Origin of the sequence: Acinetobacter sp. SFD, assembly GCF_001647575.1 — a bacterium.
GTDB classification, from domain to species: Bacteria; Pseudomonadota; Gammaproteobacteria; order Pseudomonadales; family Moraxellaceae; genus Acinetobacter; species Acinetobacter pecorum.
Window position 1 is genome coordinate 87207 of the sequence record NZ_LSZJ01000012.1, and the last position, 18188, is coordinate 105394.

General features: G+C 41.6%; 22 protein-coding genes and 1 pseudogene. 8 read left to right on the forward strand and 15 right to left on the reverse strand.

Annotated features, from left to right (window positions below):
• Window positions 1-154: 154 nt before the first annotated feature.
• The 5 genes from AY605_RS07985 to AY605_RS08005 all read left to right on the forward strand — a co-directional run bounded on the left by AY605_RS07985 (window position 155) and on the right by AY605_RS08005 (window position 5971).
• Window positions 155-862, forward strand: coding sequence for a phosphopantetheine-binding protein (locus AY605_RS07985; RefSeq protein WP_064095888.1), 708 nt, complete (start codon window positions 155-157; stop codon window positions 860-862).
• Window positions 863-995: 133 nt separating this feature from the next.
• Window positions 996-1640 (forward strand): RluA family pseudouridine synthase, encoded by a 645-nt coding sequence (locus AY605_RS07990; RefSeq protein WP_064095889.1) that lies wholly within the window; start codon window positions 996-998, stop codon window positions 1638-1640.
• A gap of 143 nt (window positions 1641-1783) precedes the next feature.
• Window positions 1784-4621, forward strand: coding sequence for an RNA polymerase-associated protein RapA (rapA, locus tag AY605_RS07995; RefSeq protein WP_064096166.1), 2838 nt, complete (start codon window positions 1784-1786; stop codon window positions 4619-4621).
• A 145-nt stretch (window positions 4622-4766) separates the two neighbouring features.
• A complete protein-coding gene (locus AY605_RS08000; protein WP_064095890.1) occupies window positions 4767-5033 on the forward strand; it encodes a PAAR domain-containing protein in 267 nt (88 codons plus the stop codon).
• Between the two features lie 137 nt (window positions 5034-5170).
• Window positions 5171-5971 (forward strand): alpha/beta fold hydrolase, encoded by an 801-nt coding sequence (locus AY605_RS08005; RefSeq protein WP_064095891.1) that lies wholly within the window; start codon window positions 5171-5173, stop codon window positions 5969-5971.
• 60 nt (window positions 5972-6031) lie between these two features.
• Here the strand turns inward: AY605_RS08005 and fabR are convergent, their stop codons facing one another.
• Complete coding sequence (gene fabR, locus AY605_RS08010; RefSeq protein WP_064095892.1) at window positions 6032-6712, reverse strand: HTH-type transcriptional repressor FabR; 681 nt, start codon at window positions 6710-6712, stop codon at window positions 6032-6034.
• Between the two features lie 151 nt (window positions 6713-6863).
• Between fabR and AY605_RS08015 the strand changes: the two genes are divergently transcribed.
• Window positions 6864-7928, forward strand: a complete 1065-nt coding sequence (locus tag AY605_RS08015; RefSeq protein ID WP_064095893.1) for a flavin reductase family protein — start codon at window positions 6864-6866, stop codon at window positions 7926-7928.
• A gap of 14 nt (window positions 7929-7942) precedes the next feature.
• Complete coding sequence (locus AY605_RS08020) at window positions 7943-9037, forward strand: fatty acid desaturase family protein (RefSeq protein ID WP_064095894.1); 1095 nt, start codon at window positions 7943-7945, stop codon at window positions 9035-9037.
• A gap of 189 nt (window positions 9038-9226) precedes the next feature.
• Here the strand turns inward: AY605_RS08020 and AY605_RS08025 are convergent, their stop codons facing one another.
• Both AY605_RS08025 and AY605_RS08030 read right to left on the reverse strand, forming a co-directional pair.
• A complete protein-coding gene (locus AY605_RS08025) occupies window positions 9227-9880 on the reverse strand; it encodes an HAD family hydrolase (RefSeq protein WP_064095895.1) in 654 nt (217 codons plus the stop codon).
• Window positions 9847-11055: a DUF1615 family protein gene (locus AY605_RS08030; protein WP_064095896.1), complete on the reverse strand. Its 1209-nt coding sequence runs from the start codon at window positions 11053-11055 to the stop codon at window positions 9847-9849. Before AY605_RS08030 ends, AY605_RS08025 begins: the two co-directional genes overlap by 34 nt.
• Window positions 11056-11135: 80 nt before the next feature.
• On the opposite strand from AY605_RS08030, the pseudogene AY605_RS15405 reads away from it, so the two are divergent.
• Window positions 11136-11201 (forward strand): annotated as a pseudogene (locus AY605_RS15405) (hypothetical protein); the annotation flags it as partial.
• A gap of 103 nt (window positions 11202-11304) precedes the next feature.
• Here AY605_RS15405 and AY605_RS08035 read toward each other — a convergent pair.
• The 12 genes from AY605_RS08035 to AY605_RS08080 all read right to left on the reverse strand — a co-directional run bounded on the left by AY605_RS08035 (window position 11305) and on the right by AY605_RS08080 (window position 18122).
• Window positions 11305-11589 carry a pyocin activator PrtN family protein gene (locus AY605_RS08035; protein WP_005104467.1) on the reverse strand — a complete coding sequence of 95 codons (285 nt, stop codon included), beginning with the start codon at window positions 11587-11589 and terminating at the stop codon, window positions 11305-11307.
• On the reverse strand, window positions 11589-11753 hold the full coding sequence (locus tag AY605_RS15080; protein ID WP_171254937.1) for a hypothetical protein: 165 nt from the start codon (window positions 11751-11753) through the stop codon (window positions 11589-11591). The genes AY605_RS08035 and AY605_RS15080 overlap by 1 nt, the downstream gene beginning before the upstream one ends.
• Window positions 11746-11913, reverse strand: a complete 168-nt coding sequence (locus AY605_RS15085) for a hypothetical protein (RefSeq protein WP_171254938.1) — start codon at window positions 11911-11913, stop codon at window positions 11746-11748. The genes AY605_RS15080 and AY605_RS15085 overlap by 8 nt, the downstream gene beginning before the upstream one ends.
• Window positions 11913-12155 (reverse strand): hypothetical protein, encoded by a 243-nt coding sequence (locus AY605_RS08040; protein ID WP_064095897.1) that lies wholly within the window; start codon window positions 12153-12155, stop codon window positions 11913-11915. Before AY605_RS08040 ends, AY605_RS15085 begins: the two co-directional genes overlap by 1 nt.
• A 130-nt stretch (window positions 12156-12285) precedes the next feature.
• Window positions 12286-13407, reverse strand: coding sequence for a hypothetical protein (locus tag AY605_RS08045; protein ID WP_064095898.1), 1122 nt, complete (start codon window positions 13405-13407; stop codon window positions 12286-12288).
• Window positions 13404-14525 carry an ATP-binding protein gene (locus AY605_RS08050; RefSeq protein ID WP_064095899.1) on the reverse strand — a complete coding sequence of 374 codons (1122 nt, stop codon included), beginning with the start codon at window positions 14523-14525 and terminating at the stop codon, window positions 13404-13406. The genes AY605_RS08045 and AY605_RS08050 overlap by 4 nt, the downstream gene beginning before the upstream one ends.
• 1 nt (window position 14526) lies before the next feature.
• Window positions 14527-15063 (reverse strand): hypothetical protein, encoded by a 537-nt coding sequence (locus AY605_RS08055; RefSeq protein ID WP_064095900.1) that lies wholly within the window; start codon window positions 15061-15063, stop codon window positions 14527-14529.
• Window positions 15060-15299: a hypothetical protein gene (locus tag AY605_RS08060; protein WP_064096167.1), complete on the reverse strand. Its 240-nt coding sequence runs from the start codon at window positions 15297-15299 to the stop codon at window positions 15060-15062. Before AY605_RS08060 ends, AY605_RS08055 begins: the two co-directional genes overlap by 4 nt.
• A gap of 213 nt (window positions 15300-15512) precedes the next feature.
• Window positions 15513-15977, reverse strand: coding sequence for a hypothetical protein (locus AY605_RS08065; RefSeq protein WP_064095901.1), 465 nt, complete (start codon window positions 15975-15977; stop codon window positions 15513-15515).
• Window positions 15958-16284, reverse strand: coding sequence for an STAS-like domain-containing protein (locus tag AY605_RS08070; RefSeq protein ID WP_064095902.1), 327 nt, complete (start codon window positions 16282-16284; stop codon window positions 15958-15960). Before AY605_RS08070 ends, AY605_RS08065 begins: the two co-directional genes overlap by 20 nt.
• A gap of 20 nt (window positions 16285-16304) precedes the next feature.
• A complete protein-coding gene (locus tag AY605_RS08075; protein ID WP_064095903.1) occupies window positions 16305-17276 on the reverse strand; it encodes an ATP-binding protein in 972 nt (323 codons plus the stop codon).
• A gap of 144 nt (window positions 17277-17420) precedes the next feature.
• Window positions 17421-18122, reverse strand: coding sequence for a LexA family protein (locus AY605_RS08080; protein ID WP_064095904.1), 702 nt, complete (start codon window positions 18120-18122; stop codon window positions 17421-17423).
• Window positions 18123-18188 lie beyond the last annotated feature (66 nt).

The window sequence follows — 18188 nt, forward strand, 5'->3', positions numbered from 1 at the left end:
AAGATTTACTATATGTCGGTAATTGACGGTTTTTTTATGTGGCTAGCGTTTTTAGAATATTTTTGATCTTATAGTGTTAATCAGAAATTTATTAATTTATATAATTTAGGCTAGCATACAGCAATGTTGTACGAAGCTAAATAGAAGTTCTCTCATGCTATACCCAATGCCCAAAAAAATCCAACTTGCGCCATCTCAAGCCAAATGGCAGCTATCATCGACACAATCGGTGCTGGTACTGGTGGGACTACAAAATATAAGGATGATGTCAGGCATAGAGAGCAGCGATCTTATGGCCAACCTGATCCAGACCAGCAATAAAGCCAAAGTACTGGACATTCCTGTTGTCGATCTCTATGGCGATGACCTGATACAGGGCATGCAGCAACTCGGCGAATATGCCTCAACTCATTCGCAGCTGATTTTTGCCGGGCAAGTGACGCCGATGCTGAAACAGATATTACCGCATCTGCAAAGCGTGACTGAGCAAATATGTATTATCGATGATGCCATGTTGATGTCCAGTCAGGAGCAGCATATCCAGTGGATCGAGAATATCTCGGCACAAGGCTTGCATCATATGAACAGCTATAGCCTGACGCGATTATGGAACTTGAGTGCGCCGTCAGAATATATATTGTCCAGCAAAGGCATCATGCTAGCAGTGGCTGAACAGCTGGATATGGATGCACTGGATATTGATCCCCATGTCGACCTCAGACAGTATGGACTGGATTCGGTTGCAGTGGTCAGTCTGGTTGGTATATGGCGTGCCAATGGTGCAAATATCCGTTATGAAGATGTACTACAGTATCCATCTTTGCATGCGTTGGTAGGCTTCATTCTACAATCCTCCGCTTGATGGACTGTGATTGAGCATTTTTATGCGCTAAATCGGAAATTTCATCACCATTTACACAAATGCGCATTGTAATTATTGGCTAAGCTTTCTATCATTGCCGCCTTGTTTTTCGCGATCAGCCTGGGATTGAACTTTGAGTAATTTTCTAACCGAACATCTGATACATCGTGATGACGATTTCATGGTCATCCACAAACCTGCAGGTTTACTCACAGTTCCCGGTAAAACAGAAGATTTACAAGATTGCCTGATCAATCGTCTGATCAAACTAGAACCTAAAACTTTACTGATCCATCGGCTGGACCGCGACACTTCCGGTATTTTAATCTTTGGTCTGAGCAAGTGGGGACAAAAAACCATTTCCCGCCAGTTTCAGGAACGCCAGACCGATAAAACCTATCAGGCGGTCGTGGCAGGTATATTAGCAGGCGAAGGTACTGTTGAGGTGCCCGTGGTGTATGATCCAAGCCGTCCACCTTTACATATCGCAGATCCCGCACATCATAAACCGGCCATCACACATTGGCAGGCAGTTGAACATTTTGAAATTCAGGGGCAACCCGTGACCCGGGTGAAACTGACGCCAGTTACCGGTCGTTCGCATCAGTTACGTGTGCATATGCAATATCTCGGACATCCGATTATTGGCGATACTTTATATGCATCACCTGAACATCAACAGCTTAGCTCACGTCTATGTTTACATGCTGAACGTTTGAGTTTTTATCATCCTCAAACAGAGCAGCTGGTCGAATTTTATTGTCCGGCGCCATTCTAGGAAATACTTATTTATTCGACGTGAATTATGCTCACTTTTTAGTGAGCTTTATGTCAAAATACATTGCTTGAAGGTGTGGAATTTTGCTCCAATGACGTTCCGTGATTGAGCCTAATATTCATAATCTTGTACTTAAGATAAAGGTGGAAAAATTGCAGCAATTTGCTATTGGTCAACGTTGGTTATCAGATACTGAAACAGAACTCGGTTTAGGCGTTCTTATTGATGTTGATGAGCGGTCGGTCAGCATTTTATTCCCAAAAAGCGATGAAACCCGCGTCTATGCACGCAGCAATGCCCCCTTATCTCGTATCATATTTAATGTGAATGATGAATTACAGGATCAGGAAGGTGTTACCTGGACTGTTGAATCAGTAGAAGACCGTAACGGCGTGGTGCGTTATCAGGTAGTACGCACTCTTGAAGATGGCACAGAAGAACGTAAGGCACTGAATGAAACCCGTCTTGGTGCGACTATCCAGCTGTCTAGGCCTTTAGATCGTTTATTGGCCAGTCAGATTGATTATAAAGAATGGTATGACCTGCGTATTGAAGCGCTGCTGATGCAGGCCAATATGCAAAGCAGTCCACTGCGTGGTTTGGTCGGTTCGCGTGTCGGCCTGATTCCGCACCAACTCTATATTGCCCATGAAGTCGGTCAGCGTTTTGCACCCCGTGTATTGCTGGCCGATGAAGTGGGTCTGGGTAAAACCATTGAAGCTGGCCTGATCATCCATCAACAACTCAAAACCGGCCGGTCTGAACGTATCCTGATCTTGGTGCCAGATTCACTGCAGTACCAGTGGATGATTGAGATGCGCCGTCGTTTCAATCTTGAATTCTCATTGTTTGATTTGACCCGTACTGCTTCGATCAAAGAACATGATCCTGATCTGAATCCGTTCCTGACTGAACAAAAGATTATTGCTTCTGTCGATTTGATGGTTGACCATGAAGATCTTCGTGAGCAGGCACTTGAAGCCGGTTTTGATTTGCTGGTAGTTGATGAAGCGCATCATTTGATGTGGAGTGAAGAAGAGGGCGGAAACGACCGTTATGATCTGGTCGAAGAGCTCGCTGAGCATACGCCGGGTGTATTGTTATTGACGGCGACACCTGAACAGCTCGGTGTTGAAAGTCACTTTGCACGCCTGCGTTTGCTCGATCCGCAACGTTTTAACTCGCTGGATCGTTTCCTGGATGAAGAAGCGCAATATCAGCATACGGCTAAAATTGCAGAAGTGTTAATGTCGGACATGCCGCTAGAGGCTGAGCATTTTACTGCGATTGAAACCTTATTAGGACATCCGATTGAGGATCTTCCCGAGCAGCGTTTCCGTGCGATTCACGAACTTTTAGACCGTCATGGTACAGGCCGTATTCTGTTTCGTAATACGCGTGAAGCAATTCAGGGCTTCCCGGGACGTGACTGTCAGCCCGCACCATTGCCGGCACCAGAACACTGGTCAAAAGACGGAAAACTACGTGAGCAAATGTGGCCTGAAGAAGCCCAGCTGGATGGCGCGTGGATGGAAACTGATCCACGCGTGATGTGGTTGATGGAAAAGCTGCGTACTGACCTTAAACACAAGAAAGTATTACTGATTGCCCGAAGCGGTCCAGTGGTTGAAGCGCTGGAAAATGTGTTGCGTTTACATGCAGGTATTCGTACTGCGATGTTTCATGAAGGCATGAGTCTGCTGGAACGTGACCAAGCGGCGGCTTATTTCGCTGAAGATTCGTATGGCGCGCAGATTCTCCTGTGTTCGGAAATTGGTTCAGAAGGGCGTAACTTCCAGTTTGCTTCTGATCTGATTCTGTTTGACTTGCCCGCGAATCCGGATGTGCTGGAACAGCGTATTGGTCGTCTGGACCGTATTGGCCAGGAAAACCGTATCCAGATTCATGTGCCTTATCTGGTGGGTACCGCGCAAGAGCGTATGTTCCGCTGGTATAACGAAGCCTTGAATATTTTCAGCAATATTTCACCAACTGCGCAAACTCTGCAAGAAAACTTTATTGTTGCCTTGAAAGACTGTCTGCTTGCAGACAAAGGTCAGGAATTTGAAGACCTACTGGAAGAAGTCAGCGTGCAACGTGAGGCTTTGGAAGCGGAATTGCAGCAAGGCCGTGACCGTTTACTGGAGTACAATTCATGCCGTCCGGTGGTGGCACAGGAAATTGTCAACGCGCTTGAAGATTATGATGATAATACCACTTTGCCAATGTTCATGAAGCGCTTCATGGCATCGACCAATATCGACTTTGATGAACAAAGCAATGGTACCGTGATCATCAAGCCAACCGATCAGATGCAGGTTCAAGGTCTGACTCTGGATGAAGAGGGCATGACAGCCACCTTCTATCGTGATCAGGCACAAATCCGTGAAGATGCGCAATATCTGACACTGGAACATCCATTCACGGAAAGCGTGATGGAAATGATCAATACACAAGGCTTTGGTAGTACCAATGTTGCACTGCTAAAATCTGCGGCGTTGCCACAAGGTTCGGTATTGCTAGAAGTCTGGTTCAAGGTCGATGTGGTTGCACCGAAAGCATTGAACTTGCCATCTAGCCTGCCGCAACAGTTAATCCGTGTCTTGCTCAGTGAAAAAGGTCAGGATCTCTCCCAGAAGATTGCACCAGAAATCCTGAAGCCTTATCTACATCATTTGGATGGCAATAGCTGTCGTCAGGTGGTGAAAGCACGTCGTGATGTGATTGAAGCGCGTTATCAGCAGGCACTTGAACTGGCACGCAGTGCTTTGCCGGGCTTCAAGCAGCAAGCCAAAGAAGTGTATGGTAATAAATGGCAATATGAAATTGATCGCCTGACCTATCTGAAACAGTTCAACCCAAGTATCCGTGAAGATGAAATTGCACGTTTACAGAAATTGCAGAAAGAAGGTTTAAGTTTACTGGATGGTCTGTCGGTAACGCCTGAAGCAATTCAGGTGATGGTTGTGGTTAAGCCTTAAGCTTTAAATCATTAAAAAATGCAGCTTTCGGGCTGCTTTTTTTTTATGGGCAAAATCCAGTTTTATTATTTTTTGTCGGAGAATGCTGGCCTGTTATTTTTCTCCTGTTTAAAATTGGCCTACTAAATAATAAGAACTAAAAAGCATGTCAAAAGCACTGATTACTCTTGGTACAAAGACCAGTCATGGCGGCATGGTGACTGAATGCGAACCCTCTTTTTTGATTCATGGTGTTGCCGTACATTTAAATGGCATGAAGCATTATTGTCCCAAATGCCAGACCATGGTCGGGGCAATTGCTAGCGACTTATCAATTACAGTCAAAGGAAGAGCGGTAGTCATCGCGGGGGATAAAACCAGTTGCGGGGCGATTTTTCTACCCATGCAGCATTTGACTGTATCGCAGAAATAAGTCTGTTATTTTTCTAGAGATAGCGAGAAGTGACTTTGAGGTCATGCGTTGAGCATTTTTGTACTGCCAAATTAATACGCAGCGCATTAAGCTTGGCTTACGATTTCAGGATGAATACGCACTGCGTTTAAAAAATAATGAAGCAAGCCCTACATTTTACTCATGCCAATGGCATCCCTGCGGCAACTTACCAGAAGTTTCTGGACTATTTTCAGCAAGACTATGAAGTCAAAATGATTCCATTTATCGGCATGAATCCGCAATATCCGATTACGCGAGACTGGCGTTATCTGGTCGATGAAGTCATTGCAGATATCGAGCAGCAGTTTCCTCAGCAGCAAGTGATTGGCTTGGGACATTCCTTCGGTGGTCTGGTGACTCTCATGGCAGCGTATCGACGTCCCGAACTGTTTTCCAAACTGGTTATTATGGATCCACCGTTTGTGATTGGAAAAAACAGCGCCATGTTTGAACTGATCAAAAAGCTGAATCTGAAAAGTGTCGATCGTTATACACCCGCACGAATTACGCTAAAACGCAAGGATCATTGGCCATCAAAACAGGACGCTATTGAAGCGCTCAGATTTAACCGCTTATTTAAAAATTTTGATGAGCAGTGTTTTGCTGATTATATCGAGAGCGGTATTCAGCCAGAATCTGAACGCGGTGGGGTGACGTTAACCATTCCCAAACAGGTAGAAGCGGAAATTTTCCGGACTGTACCCGCATGGTGGTGGAGAACGCCACGCCGAGCACCTGAAGTGCCAATTCATCTGATTACTGCCGAGCAGAGCCAGTTTTATCAGCAGGGTTTGCCACAAGGAATGCACAAGATTTACCAGATTGATTATTCAGTGGTCGAAGGTGGACATATGTTCCCTCTTGAGCATCCAGAAGCTACTGCAAAGGTAGTCAAAGCCCAACTTGCACTTTTATGATCGGCACAAAAAAAGAGACGTTGATTACGTCTCTTTTATATCCTTTTACGCCATGAAGAATTAACGTAACTGAGAGTCTTCCAGATGGCGTGCACCTTCCAGAATCATCCGAATCATGATCATGGTCTGTTCGGCAATTTCTTTTCGGTCTTCAGCAGGCATATCAATCACATTGGCACCCATGTTGAACACCAGTTGGGTAATCGCTTTAGCCACAATGTCAGCATGCAACAACTTTTTATTATTCAGACGTTCCAGGCGAACCAAGTCATCTTGCAGTTCTTGCTGAAAATAATGCAACTGACGTTCTACTGCCTGTTTATAAGACTTGGAGCCGGTATAGCCTTCACGTAATAACAGGCTCAGATTGCCTTCATCGGCATCTAGCTGGGCAATAAAAATTTCTACCGAGCTACGGATGATGCTGTTCTGACGGGAAGCCTGTAGACGTGCCTCGTTCAAAATCTGCCGCAATACAATCCCTGCACGATCAATCAGCTCAATCGCCAGTTCATCAATATCTTTAAAATGACGATAGAAGCTGTTTGGTGCAATACCGGCTTCACGTGCCACTTCACGCAGACTTAAAGAAGAAATACTTTTTTGTGGTCCAATCAGATTCAATGCAGCCTGAAACAGTTCTTCCTTGGTAATGGTAGCCTTGCGACCGACACTACGTACGATAATCGGCTCATCAATGCTTTTCGATTGTAATAAAGATGCATCACTGCTTATTTTCATTGAAGGCTCGTTCATCGATAGGTTCATGCATGACATTTTATTATAACCGAGCTAGTCAAGCTTGTGAAATGAATAGAAACAATACAACTGTATATACAAATATATATACATCTGTATAATAATTAAAAACCTCAAGGTGATGTCGATAACGATGTATGTACTCCAAAAACTTAAAACGCCGTTGAATGCACTGTCGGACAGTGTTGTTGATCAGCATGCGATTAATTTCTGGATTCAGAAACTCAATCCTATATGGTCGTTGAATCAGCCATTAGGCAAGATCGTGCATAAAGAAAATGCAGCACAGGATATGCTGAGTCTGAAAATTCAGGTAAATCGCTTATTTAAGTTTGGCGAAGCGGGACAGCATCATCCAGTCTATGTCGTGGTGAATGGTATTCGCTATGAACGTAGTTATAGTTTGACCCGCGTAGATACGCAGCATGTTTTATTGACCGTGAAAAAAGTCAATGCTGGCAAGGTCAGCACCTGGCTAGCAGAACAGGCGCAAGTGGGTGATGTCATTGAATTTGGTCAGCCTTATGGGGATATGACTTTACCTGTGCAGCCGAGCCCACTGATTCTGCTAGCTGCAGGTAGTGGTATTACCCCAATGCTCAGCATGTTAGAAAGCATGAGTAAAAAAGGGGAATTATCTGCACCCGTAAGCCTGTGGTACTGGGTCAAGAAAGATCGGGATGCCGCATTTAAAGCGCGTTTTGAAGAGCTTGCTCAGAAACATGCAAACTTTTCATTTCATGTTTATGCGACTCAAGAACAACCGGCTGCTGCGCGTCTGGATGAGACCTATTTGACAGATCTGCAAAATCTGGAAAATAGCATCGTGTATTGCTGTGGTCCTTCCGGTTTTGTGTCGAAAGCTGAGCAGCTTTTTGCTCATGCAAAACAGTTTAAGGGTGAAGCCTTTAGCATGAGTTTGGCGGATCAATCGGATACCGGCTTTATTAATGTCACCCTGACCCAGTCGAAAAAAATTGTCAGTATTCCAAAGGGCCAGTCCATTCTGGTGAGTCTGGAACAGCAAAATATTAAACCAACCCATGGTTGCCGTATGGGCATTTGTAATAAATGTGCCTGCAATAAAGTGGAAGGTTCGACCAAAAATTTGGTAAACGGCGCACAAAATACCGAGCCAGGTAATCTGCTCAAAATTTGTGTTAACTCAGCGCAGACTGACCTCGTCATCGACTTATAAGAGAGTTTTATCCTATGAATATGCCAGTAAAATTACAGTATTTTAAAAACCCCAAAAACCGTGAATTAACCCAGTTTGAACTTGATGAACTTGCACGTGAACTTGATGCGATCAAGCAGGAAGTGCTGGATGATTTGGGTGAAAAAGATGCCAAATATATCCGTCGTGTTTACTCAACCATCCGTTACTCATCGATTGCCGGTCGCGCCTTATTGTTTGCAGGCTGGTTTCCGCCAGCATGGTTGCTAGGCACAGGCCTCTTGGGTTTTGCTAAAATCATGGAAAACATGGAACTGGGTCATAATGTCATGCACGGTCAATATGACTGGATGAATGATCCTAAAATGAATGGCCAGACTTATGAGTGGGATATCGTAGGGACTGCAGATAACTGGCGTCAAACGCATAACTTTAAACATCATACTTATACCAATATCAAGGGTATGGACGATGACATCGGTTATGGGCTATTACGCCTGTTCCCAGAACAGCGCTGGAAACCGGGTTATTTATTACAACCGATTTATGCCGTGCCATTCTGTTTGTTGTTCCAATGGGGCGTAGCAATTCAGAATCTTGAATTGGGTAAATACTTCAAAGGTCGCAAAAGCAAAGAGCAGACCAAAGAAGAATGGCGTCCAATGCAGAATAAAATCGGTAAGCAGTTGTTTAAAGATTATGTATTCTTCCCACTCATCGCGGGTCCTGCTGCATTACCTGTGTTGACTGGTAATATGGTGGCCAATGGTCTGCGTAATATCTGGACGTTCAGTATTATTTTCTGTGGCCACTTTACCAAAGATGTAGAAGTATTCCCGAAATCGGTACTGCAAAATGAAAGTCGTGGTCATTGGTATATGCGCCAGATTCGTGGTTCATCCAATCTGACTGGTTCTGAGGCTTTCCATATTTTAACCGGTCATTTAAGTCACCAGATTGAACATCATTTGTACCCTGATGTGCCTGCCCGTCGCTATCGTCAAATGGCGCCAAAGGTTCAGGCTGTTTGTGAAAAATATGGTTTGAACTATAACAATGCCAGTCTGGTAAAACAGTATGGCAGCGTGATCAAACGTATAGTGAAATATGCATTTCCGTTTAAGAAATAATTTTTCCTAAAAAAACCACTTCATTTGAAGTGGTTTTTTTATAAGTGAAGTTTATAATTCAGAAAGGCGAGGTCTTGATTGAAAAGCTATAAAATATGATTTGAAGGTATAAGTTAAGAACAGTTAATTTGTCGTTGATATAGTGTCTAAAGACTTTTATTAGATCCATCAGATAAAGCAGGGGAATATCTAATATGGCATCGAACTGGATGAGATATTAATTTTCGGAAGCTGTTTATCTCGTCCTTCGAGATAACGGTGATGCGCCAAATTCAGCATTTCCTTATCTTCATCACTGTTCCCGTAAGCATAAATTTCAGCATAATCTTGCAGTTTATATTTTTCTAATATTCTAAGTTTCTTTTGCTGATTGCTACAGTCAGGCGTTTGATAAAACCCTGTTATTTCTCCAGCTTTAATTTCAACCTCACTACAGATTAAATCGATATTTAAATAGCTACACACCGGTTTTAAATATAAATCTAGAGAGGCAGAAACAAGTACGGCTTCATGACCAAGTTGCTGATGCTGTCTGAGCTGATCTAACAGTTTCGAATTTAACTTGGGTATGAGTTGTTGTGCATAGTCCTGAGCCAATTGCAGAATTTCCTCTGCATCACTTTCTTTAAACATGCTGGCATACAGCTTGGGACGCATGCGATGCGCTGGGTAGAGTTTTAAATAATAAGCCTGAATCCACGGCAAAATCTTAATGCCACGCTTAACAATATGCCGTTTTCTCAAGGCATAAAAAATGAACCCGGTAAAGCTATCATGTGGATACAGGGTGCCATCAAAATCAAATAAGGCTAGAGTTTTAGATTTTTGATCTTGCGCATGCATGTTTGATAGCGACCATCGACACGGGTGGCAAACCAGTTGGTATTATAATCACGGCTCAATTTTGGCCCGGAAATAACCACTTCCGGCATAATGGCATAGATTGGATCTTTACCCGTCTTTTCCTGATAGAGCTTGCTAACGCCACGATAAGTCATGGTGTCTTCAAAATCTTTCTCTTTTTCCTTTTTTAAATCGGCACGGATTTGACGTTCAGTAATAATAAAATTATTTTTGGCAAAGACACTGATCAACTCGCGCTCGGACTGGCTCTTTTGTGAGCGGGATGCTCCATCTTTAGTATATAGCAATAAATCGCCATCCAGATCGAGTTCGGCTTCAGTTAAATCATTTAACATGCTCTGAAAAGCTGCATTTCGACTGGAATACATACCGGAATTGTAGTCCGCAAAACGGTAAATCGGCTTGTCATAATCTGCCGGATACATCATCAGGCGATGAATCCCATAATACAATCCCCCATATTGACTATAGAGATCGGTACGCAGCTCTGCAATATTGCCACCTTGACGTTTATGCTCTTTGGCATAGCTGATATGCACTTGCATTGAGCCCAAGGTGGTAATCGGATTCATTTTCTCAGCAATATTCTGCCCGACCAGTTTGGCAGCACCAGTGAGTGCGCTGACATGATAATGCTTCGACATATAGTCAAATATTTCACGATATAGCTCATCCAGTTCCCGTTCAGTTTTGACCCGGCGCATCTGACTCAGGAAATTGTCTTCAGGGCTTGGATGATTTTTAAGAACTTCCTGAAAATATCCAGCAACTGTTCCACCAATTGCATCACCAAGTTTGTCTTTGAATTTTTCATCAAGACGGCCTTGAACTTCCTTAACCGCTTTTTCACCCAAACCCGGAACAGTCGGATCTGCAACAAAGTTAGATTCCTGATCAACTACTGCCACAATGGTACAGACATTTTCCTTGGTTTGAGGAATGCCAAGCTGTTCAGTAATATCGTAAATATCTTGTGCCCAAGATTCACGTTGATTGACACGGCTTGGAATAGCTTTACGAATATGTTCAACTTCAAGTGTTGGTTCATCATCTTTTGACCACCATGAACCGTTGCCACAGCCAGCAAGACTTAAAGAAAGTGCGAGCACAGACAATGACTTAAGAGAAAAACAAGAGGTAAAAGTTTTATTCATGGTGCGGTAAATTAACTGAAAAGATGAGTGAATAAGACAGATGCAGTATACTATGCTCACCAAAAAAGTGATGAATTTATATGTATATTGGTCCCTATCAACTGTCAAACAATTTAATTGTCGCTCCCATGGCAGGTGGGATAGATTTAAATTAAAAATTTATAATTATTATGAATTTAGTATGTATCCGCATGGTGCAAGGTGCAAATGCGGTGCAGCCATGCGGGATTTTAAACAATAATTTAGCATTTAGTGGTTCATTGCTACCCAATCTTTCTTAGATTCTTTTTGTATAGATTCGAGCCAGAAAGCCACATCACTTAGATGAACATAAAAAGGTGAGTTACGTCCATCTGATTTAAATGCAGGAAATGGAAGGGTACATTTATTTGCACGCTTATTCGCTTGCTCAATTGTAAGATGAGGCAAGTAATCGGGCAAGAGTTCTTCAAGTTTAATTACAGGTTTACGATACTTCATGAGTAACATAAAACTGATATCAACTGGATCATCAATTTTCATAGCTGCTCCCATTATGAAATCTCCTTTAAACTTTGTTTTACTGATTCCGGTAACCCATACACATCTTTAAAAGCTTGATCAAAACCACCGTCAGCAATGAATTGATCCATTAGATTTACCTGTTTATCGATACTGCTGTCTTCACAAGACTCACATGGTTTTTGAATATCAATCATTGTTTTCTCCTTGAGCCTTCAAGTATTCAAACTTTGCATCTGCCCAGTTCTTCGCATCATATGGGCTTAAACCTTTTTTCTTGCACCAGTCAGCGCACCAGAGCCATTGCGCATCATCAAATTTAGTAGGCTCAATGACTCGTTTAGAACTACTATCCATCACGCCACCTTTACATCTAAATAATCTGGGTTATCCAGGTGCTCTTCATATTCATCAAATAGCACCTGGCATGCTGCATTGCCTGTTAAATCATTTTTTAAAAACACATAGCTCAATGTCTTACGTGTGCCTTTACCAGTAAATGTTGAACTGCCATCGGCAAGGTCTTTCTTTGTATAACCTAGCTTCTCCAGCCAAAGCTTGAATCCGGCCTCATGCTTCTGTTTGATTCTGAAGATCATCTGTACCCCCAGGTATTCGCAAAATCTCGTAGGCAATCATCAATACCGAACAGGTTAATATTGCGGTAAGTTCTAACCCGACCGTTGTGCTGCACAAGCAGCACGCGGGTCATAGAAGAATAGGAATAATTCATGAAGCTTCCCCAGTCTCAGTAGCCAAAGCATCTTTGCGCTGTGCATAAATGCTAAGTAGCTCCTGATGATCCGCTGGGAGCAATTTAGCTGCAGGTATTGCGGGTGCAAGTCGTTCTAATGTTTCAACTGAATCCATGTCATAGATCCGGTTAATCAAAACCTGCTTTTTCTTTTTGTAGAAAAGATCGATAGGGGCACTACCATGTTCAGCACTTTCTACTGATGCTTGTTTGCGTGCCACATTTTCAATTTGATCCATGAAACTTGGTTGCGCAACTTCAGTGACTTCATCTGGAGATAGTTCGGGTTCAGCCTTAGGTGCGTACTGCTCAGGATCTAGCTCAAGAAGTTTGTCTTCAGTCAGTTTGCATAGGTGCTGTTGATCTTTTTGATCTAAATGTCCATTGGCCAAGAAAACATGACGGAATGAAAGTACATCTTGGGTCGTGGTAAATTGATCAATCTGGGCAGTGAACTTTTCAACAAGCTTTACGGGGTCAGTTTCAACCGCATCTTCTTCAATCGCTGCCTTTGAAACATCAGCAACAGCGATTGATACTTCTGGTACAGCCTCAACAGGCTTAACCACCTCTGGCTCAGGTTGTTTTTCAATATTCGACACGGCATTACCTGATTCAGCTAGCGTGTTAACCTGCTGAGTATCTTCCTTGGCTTTTCGGCTGCGACGTTTTTTTTCAGGTTGGTAATGACTTTCTATTGTCAAAGGGTAAGGAATATCTCGTCCAAGAAGTTTACCAATTGCTTGTAGCTGTAATTCGGCATTTTCCTGATCCGCCTGGGCGAAACCATAACGTACACATTCAACATACTTTCCAGATAATGAAGTGAATTGAGTGTGAACAATGCAGTTAGGGTAAACCAGGAATATTTCCTGACCTTCCACCACATCATTAAGAGTTAAAGGCTTGGCAAAAGTAACACCAGCCAGTTCCATGGTTTCAATCTTGATGCAGAACTCATAGCCTGGCATAGCGAAAATTGTGGCAGGGAACTGAGACAGATCATCAAAATCCATTAGCTCACCAGCAGCGCGACACATGATATTTCGGCCAGCCATCATTGCTTCAAAGGCTTCTTTGCTATTTAGAATTCTCATGCGTTCACCATTTCTTTTGCTATTAGTTCGATTTCTTGTTTAACCGCTACCAGTTTGCTGGCTTCAATTTGATTCAGTGCATCAATACCAAGGTGTTCACATATGGTTTTCGCATCCAGACCGCGCTCATCGATAAAGGCTTGAAGCTCGGCCAATTGCTGGTCATCGATACCAAAGAACTCCTCTGGATCCACCCAAGCATTACGTTGTTTTTCGAACTTGCATTTAAGTTCCATTGCTCTACGAACCAGTTCAACACGCATATTTTTGTAATACTGGTGCTTATCATCGATAGATTCGGTGAGCTGATTTAAATCGCTGGCATACTGAGCTTCTGCACAGCTTTGAGTCCAGTTGTCTAAATCTTCCTGAGCCTTCATCGTTGCCAACTGCTCAGGTGTCATGGTGTTGATGTGATCCTTAGCCTGCTTAATTAGATCAGCCAGGAAAGACGGATTGGCTTTTAAATCAGGTACCCATACCTCACCAGTTTCACCACCCAAACCACCTGCATTTTTGGCATGGTGAGTAGGGCATGGTCTAAAGCTGATAACCCGCTCATGTTTACCTTCGCCTGTTTGTACAGTAGTCAGGTAACCCATTACATCTGCAATGCGATATAGCTCATTACGGTTCTTACCCCCAAGATCTGGTCGGTAAATTACCTGGTCACCATTCTGATCTTCTGAAGCATGAGCGATGAAAACTACATCTTTGCCTGAAGCAATCAGCGTATTCACATACTGCTTGAAAATGTTGTTGGCCAAGCCCTGTGCTTTGAGTTTCAAAGAGCCATCTTTCTGTTTATTGGTCGCATTCAGCATTAAATGAGTTTTGATGCTTTCAAGCATTGCACCAACGGTATCAATCACAATCGTCTTGAATGGCTCCAGATCCTGCATGGTGAGATTAGCGACATCGGCCCATTGATTGACCTGAACTACAGCACCGCGACGCAATTCACCAGTTCGATGAGAACCTTTGTCAAAGTCGAAAGAAATAGCTTTCTCACCGGTGAAACCAATAGATGTTTTACCCAAGCCTGGATCTGCATACAGATACACGATGATGGCTTGGACAAGTAGCGGCTGATCTGCTGGAATAATATTAATCGCCATCTCAACGTACTCCTGCAGGGCTGTTTTTACGCTTAAAGTTCTTATAGTCTTCTGATGCAAAGAAGCCGGTACTTTCCAAAACCTGATGACGTCTGTTTTTGCGCATAGCAACACGCGCATTTTCCAGCCCATCTAAAATCCATTTAGGAGTGATAGATTTATCCATCTTCCTCAATGATCCATTAGGCTGAATGGAATAGATGATTGTGTTGCAGAAATAGTCAGCAATAGTTCCTGAGCTTTTGACACGTAGGGCAAAATAGCTCGCACGGGTTTTACCCACTCGATAGATTTCAAGTCCTTCAAAGGTCTTGATGTATTCAGAGAAATAGCGATGAGTTGAATCAAACTCTACCGGCATTGGTATTACTGGTAGCTCATCTGCTTTGAATTGCAGGAAGCCGGTATAAAGGTCTACAAAATTAATTTGAGTTCGATCATTAAGAGGAGACCAGTCATCAGAGCCACATTCACACCAGTAGACTAGCTGGCCATTTAAAAGAGCTTCAAAAATTTGATCAGCAGAATTTAAAATCATTTCGCACCCCCAACAGCCTTAGCAATCGCTTCAGCTTGATAAGCAGCTTCCTGATCGGCTGCATAGGTAAACATTGCAGCTAGACCAATGAAGATAGAGATGAGAAGCAAGAAGGCAGAGAAGTTGCTCAACCAATGCGGTTTAGGTGCAGGCTTTGGATGTTGATACAAACGCTCAGAAGTCATGCTGGATGGCTTGAATTCCGGTAAGTTGCTTTGAATTGGGTTTTTGTTCATAATCATTTCACTCACAGGTATGATGTGGGTCAAGCCTCAGGTAGTTCGCGCTACGCTGGGGCTTTTTGTTATCTGTGAGGTTTAGTTTACCAAAGGAAACTTTAGAGTCAAGACAAAAGTTTATTTAAAGAAACTTTTTTGTTATGTATGGAAACTTTTGGTTTATTCTAGGCAATAAAAAACCCACTCAAGGTGGGCAATAATTCAAAAAAATTAAGGTAAGAAACTTTCTAATTTTTCCAATATCTGAACAGACTTTTGTAAAATGTTTACTAGTCTTTCTTCAGCATCTTCATAATTACTAATATCGATGGACTTATTTTCGATAGGCGTATCTTCAAAGATTAAATCTTTATAGTCTTCTACCAGCGCATTAACAATATCTCTGTTTTCCGAAATACAGGCCTTACATTTATAAAATTTTCCAGTAGGAAATGTTTTTACATCAAGAAGAACTAAATCTAAGTGCATTGAAATTTTATGATAGATACTTTCATCAAGTGTTTTCTTGGAAAAAACATCTATACATAGTTTATTTATCTCCTTTAAGTTATCAGAGATACTTTTTAAAACTCTAAGCTGATTCGTTTCATGATTTTTATATAAAAAACTTATAAGAGCAAATATAAAACCAAATATAGCGAAAATTAATTTTGCATCAATCTGGCTTTGCATCATTAATATACTCGTAGACTCTTTCTTTGATGATTTTTCTCTTAGTGATAATTTCCAAAATATTTAAAAGATGTTCTTTAGTGATTTTTCTTTTACGAATTAAACCACCAAAACTTTCCTCTAAAAAAGAAGAGCCGGCCATCGTGACAGTTGAAAAATCAACAATTAACTTGTCGTTTGTTCCAAGTTGACTAATTGCAGGTACAAGTATTTCCTCACGGAATCGCTGTCCAGAATGACTACCATCTGTATAAAAACGACCAGCAGGTCTAGGATAAAATTCCTCACCAACATTTATTATGATTGACATTCAATTTTCACCTAGAATAATTACGCAATAGCAGCCAAAGAAGAATTAATTGGGATGCTCCAATAAACAATAGTGCCGTCTACCGATTCAGAATATGACTTTTTCCCTGAGGTTGTTGACCACGCACCCTTCCTACTTAAGATATGTACGATCGTATCACCTCTCACCTCTTGGACTTGTATGATATTATCAAATCCTTTACCTCTATGTGAATCATTTGTCGAGCTTTGACGCCAAGATGCAGCGAATTCAATTCTGTCAGCATCAGATTTTTCTTTCCATTTAAAATTAATAGCTTCTTGAAATTTTTCACCTATAGTTTTTGGGGCGGTCTTAGGAATTGTTTGTCCAAGATCAGAGATAATAATGTCACATCTTTGATTGCTAATACCTACAAATAGTACCCATTTTTTATACTTATCGTTACTAGCATAACCATGATGTACAACATTTGAGACAGCTTCAGAAATAGCAGTACTAACTATAAATTCAGAATCTTCATCTTGTAGAACCTCTTGCAAAGCATTTTGAATCTCTACAAATTCTTCCCCAAAATCTGCAGTTATGCCGCTCATTGTATACCATCTATCAACATACAAATGTTTATATTCAAAGGAAGGTAATTTCATTCTTTGATGAATGCCGAGTTTGCTTAACATACCTTTGACAATATTTGAATTTGACGCCCTGCCACTTAATGATAAGTTCGGGTATTTATCCAATTGATGAAAAAAATGTATGGTTCCATCAGGCATTAAAGTATCAACTTTTTTAAAGTCTATAAAACAAGATTTATTCTCTTTGTTTTTTATTCGCATTTTATTAATTATGCTTAAGACATTTCCTCGAAATTTATTATTAAATAATGAAATTTTAACAGGCATAGCTAGATGAGAGGTATGCTCATTGACATTAGAATTTAATCCAGTTCTTAACTGTTTTAAATTATATAGTTTTATTCTCAGGCGAGCTTTCTTAGATAGTTTTTTCATATTCCCCACTCAACCTCTTAATAATTTTTCGCACAATTTTATTTCTCTAATATTAATAATACGTTGGTTTCAATATTAATATTTTAAAAAAATACATTCATATCATTTCTATCCAGATCAAAAAATAAATATAGTTACTTTTTATTATTTTCTAAATTCTCTGTGATGCTGCACAACCACACCAATAATTGAAATAGGGTGCTTCTGTGAGTTATGGATAGGGAAGTCTGGGTTAAGTGGAACTAATTCAAATATTTCGCGCCCGTGCTCATCATAGCCAATCACTCTATATTTCTTGAAAGTAACTTCATATTCACCATTTTGAGCTACCACATAATCACCAGGCTGAGGAATGATAGAAGCATCAATCACAATGTCATCACCCGGTTGAAAGTCTGGATACATGCTCATGCCTTCGACTGTCACACTAAAAATAGTGCTTGGATCTTTATTCTCATATGTGGTGAGGGTGTATCCCTTTGGCTCACCACCATCATAGGCAACTTCTCGCCACAATCCTGCTTGAACAAAATCTAACACTGGAATCCTTGTAAGTTTTTTTCCGTTAAATCTGACGTTATTAAAGCCTTTGTCATCTTCTTCTTTTACCGGCCCACCAAGATTTTTAAGGCCTTCACCATCTAAAATCCATTCAGGTGATGTTTTTAGGGCTTTTGCAAGAGATGTAATGTTCTTACCACTCGGAGTATTCACCCCCGAGATCCATTTAGAGACCGTGCCTTTACTAAGGCCTGTAGCCTCAATTAGATCAACTTGCTGAAGGTTAAGCTCCTTCATTCTCATCAAGATACGTTCAGAAACGCTGCTCATTGCAAAAATACCCATAACTATTGTTTCCGATAGTAAACAACCTTATTGACCTAAAAAGAAACTTATGGTTTACTTAGGGAA

Bases quoted from the DNA above. Each gene is read 5' to 3' on its own strand.
- AY605_RS07985 (WP_064095888.1), top strand. From the start codon at position 155: ATGCTATACCCAATGCCCAAAAAAATCCAACTTGCGCCATCTCAAGCC.
- AY605_RS08000 (WP_064095890.1), top strand. From the start codon at position 4,767: ATGTCAAAAGCACTGATTACTCTTGGTACAAAGACCAGTCATGGCGGC.
- AY605_RS08005 (WP_064095891.1), top strand. From the start codon at position 5,171: ATGAAGCAAGCCCTACATTTTACTCATGCCAATGGCATCCCTGCGGCA.
- fabR (WP_064095892.1), bottom strand. From the start codon at position 6,712: ATGAAAATAAGCAGTGATGCATCTTTATTACAATCGAAAAGCATTGAT.
- AY605_RS08015 (WP_064095893.1), top strand. From the start codon at position 6,864: ATGTATGTACTCCAAAAACTTAAAACGCCGTTGAATGCACTGTCGGAC.
- AY605_RS08020 (WP_064095894.1), top strand. From the start codon at position 7,943: ATGAATATGCCAGTAAAATTACAGTATTTTAAAAACCCCAAAAACCGT.
- AY605_RS08025 (WP_064095895.1), bottom strand. From the start codon at position 9,880: ATGCATGCGCAAGATCAAAAATCTAAAACTCTAGCCTTATTTGATTTT.
- AY605_RS08030 (WP_064095896.1), bottom strand. From the start codon at position 11,055: ATGAATAAAACTTTTACCTCTTGTTTTTCTCTTAAGTCATTGTCTGTG.
- AY605_RS08035 (WP_005104467.1), bottom strand. From the start codon at position 11,589: ATGGGAGCAGCTATGAAAATTGATGATCCAGTTGATATCAGTTTTATG.
- AY605_RS15080 (WP_171254937.1), bottom strand. From the start codon at position 11,753: ATGATTGATATTCAAAAACCATGTGAGTCTTGTGAAGACAGCAGTATC.
- AY605_RS15085 (WP_171254938.1), bottom strand. From the start codon at position 11,913: ATGGATAGTAGTTCTAAACGAGTCATTGAGCCTACTAAATTTGATGAT.
- AY605_RS08040 (WP_064095897.1), bottom strand. From the start codon at position 12,155: ATGATCTTCAGAATCAAACAGAAGCATGAGGCCGGATTCAAGCTTTGG.
- AY605_RS08045 (WP_064095898.1), bottom strand. From the start codon at position 13,407: ATGAGAATTCTAAATAGCAAAGAAGCCTTTGAAGCAATGATGGCTGGC.
- AY605_RS08050 (WP_064095899.1), bottom strand. From the start codon at position 14,525: ATGGCGATTAATATTATTCCAGCAGATCAGCCGCTACTTGTCCAAGCC.
- AY605_RS08055 (WP_064095900.1), bottom strand. From the start codon at position 15,063: ATGATTTTAAATTCTGCTGATCAAATTTTTGAAGCTCTTTTAAATGGC.
- AY605_RS08060 (WP_064096167.1), bottom strand. From the start codon at position 15,299: ATGAACAAAAACCCAATTCAAAGCAACTTACCGGAATTCAAGCCATCC.
- AY605_RS08065 (WP_064095901.1), bottom strand. From the start codon at position 15,977: ATGATGCAAAGCCAGATTGATGCAAAATTAATTTTCGCTATATTTGGT.
- AY605_RS08070 (WP_064095902.1), bottom strand. From the start codon at position 16,284: ATGTCAATCATAATAAATGTTGGTGAGGAATTTTATCCTAGACCTGCT.
- AY605_RS08075 (WP_064095903.1), bottom strand. From the start codon at position 17,276: ATGAAAAAACTATCTAAGAAAGCTCGCCTGAGAATAAAACTATATAAT.
- AY605_RS08080 (WP_064095904.1), bottom strand. From the start codon at position 18,122: ATGGGTATTTTTGCAATGAGCAGCGTTTCTGAACGTATCTTGATGAGA.